Origin of the sequence: Paraburkholderia sp. SIMBA_030 (assembly GCF_046535245.1) — a bacterium.
GTDB lineage: Bacteria > Pseudomonadota > Gammaproteobacteria > Burkholderiales > Burkholderiaceae > Paraburkholderia.
This window is the reverse complement of the sequence record NZ_JAWRXB010000785.1, coordinates 1-263: the sequence shown is the minus strand read 5'-3', so window position 1 is coordinate 263 and position 263 is coordinate 1. Positions and strand designations below refer to the sequence as shown.

Below are 263 nucleotides of genomic sequence, written 5' to 3'. Positions count from 1 at the left end.
GCGCCCGCAGCTGTCCAGCTGCTACCTGACCACCGTGCCGGACGACCTGTCGGGCATCTACCACGCGATCCACGACAACGCCATGCTGTCGAAATTCGCCGGTGGCCTGGGCAACGACTGGACCCCTGTGCGTGCACTGGGCTCCTACATCAAGGGCACCAACGGTAAATCCCAGGGCGTCGTACCCTTCCTGAAAGTGGTCAACGACACCGCCGTTGCGGTCAACCAGGGCGGCAAGCGCAAGGGCGCTGTCTGTGCCTACC

The 263-nt window shown here is 64.3% G+C and carries 1 protein-coding gene; it reads left to right on the top strand.

What is annotated here, in order from left to right; all coding sequences use genetic code 11:
• On the top strand, positions 1-263 hold a 263-nt coding region (locus tag SB772_RS42120), incomplete at both ends, for a hypothetical protein (RefSeq protein WP_410838788.1).